Origin of the sequence: Pseudomonas sp. Sample_22 (genome assembly GCF_004307635.1) — a bacterium.
Lineage (GTDB): Bacteria > Pseudomonadota > Gammaproteobacteria > Pseudomonadales > Pseudomonadaceae > Aquipseudomonas.
This window is the reverse complement of the sequence record NZ_RCNY01000071.1, coordinates 1-1,359: the sequence shown is the minus strand read 5'-3', so window position 1 is coordinate 1,359 and position 1,359 is coordinate 1. Positions and strand designations below refer to the sequence as shown.

The 1,359-nt window shown below is 60.2% G+C and carries 1 protein-coding gene; it reads right to left on the bottom strand.

The annotated features are described in order from the left end of the window. Positions 1-667, bottom strand: a 667-nt coding sequence (locus D8U73_RS18645; RefSeq protein ID WP_153188976.1) for a sulfatase-like hydrolase/transferase, incomplete at its 3' end; no start/stop codon positions are given. Positions 668-1,359: the final 692 nt, after the last annotated feature.

Below are 1,359 nucleotides of genomic sequence, written 5' to 3'. Positions count from 1 at the left end.
TCTCGATGAACGCCTGTGCTGCGGCGGTGGTTTCGTCGTCGATGGTTTCCATACGTTTTGAGGTGAGGGCACCGGTGTCCTCGATCTTGCCGTCGGCAAAACTATGGATCACACCACGGGGTGTCCTGGATTTGACGAAGTCCGGGTCATCCTTGGGCCAATAAGGACGCTCGGGTTCCTCTTCGGCGTTGAGGTGGTAAAGGTTGCCGAAGAACTCGTCGAAACCGTGATTGGTCGGCAGGAATTCGTCTTTGTCGCCCAAGTGGTTCTTGCCGAACTGCCCGGTGGCGTAGCCTTGGGACTTGAGCGCCTGGGCGATGGTGAGGTCACGCTTCTGGATACCGATCGGGGCGCCCGGCACGCCAACCTTGGTCAGGCCGGTGCGCAGTGGTGACTGGCCGGTAATGAACGACGAGCGCCCAGCAGTGCAGCTGTTCTCCGCGTAGTAGTCGGTGAACATCATGCCTTCATGGGCAATGCGGTCGATGTTCGGCGTCTTGTACCCGACCACGCCCATGGAATAGGCACTGATGTTGGTCTGGCCGATGTCATCACCGAAAATCACCAGAATGTTGGGTTTGTCGGCAGCCCCGGCGGTTGCCGACAATGCCATGACCGTTGTCGCCAGCAGGGCGAGTTTCGGCAGCCACTTTTTTATGCGAGTCATCTGACTGGCTCCTTGTTGACGGGCGTCGCAAACAGCGACCGGGCCCGATCTTCAAGCGTCGTCAAAAGGATCGCGCCACCCGTATCAGGTGGCCGGCTACAGGGTTGCGATGTTTTGCTGGTTGACATATCCGTTGCTGCGGTAACGGCGACTTATGATTCCGCTTTTACAGCGGGTTACTTTGAAAAGCGGAACGCCGCCCGGCGCAAAGTAACCAAACGCCCTTGCCCCTTTCGTTCGGTGCCTCGCCTAGGCTCGGCATGCCCTCGCTCCGGTCCTGCTCCGTGGGCCCGCCACAGCAACCGAGGGGGCCTGGTAGCCGACCTGGCTGCGGCAATTACGCATTCCTCCTGTCGGAATGCGATTCCTGTGGGAGCTGGCTTGCCAGCGATGACGGCCTGACAGCCAGCTCTGAACGTCCGGCCAGACCCATTACCCTGTGGGGGCGGGCTTGCCCGCGAAGGCGGAGTATCAGTCGCCACTAATGCTGGATGTGCCGGCGCTTTCGCGAGCAAGCCCGCCCACAGAGGAATGGGTTCAGGCGCAAAATCATGGGTGTCTTCAAGGCCGCCATCGCTGGCAAGCCAGCTCCCACAGGGTGTGAGTCGCTCACGAAATCTGTGTGCATCACAAACCACTGTGGGAGCGGGCTTGCTCGCGAAGGCGGTGACGAGTGGCATGGGGAAGACAGT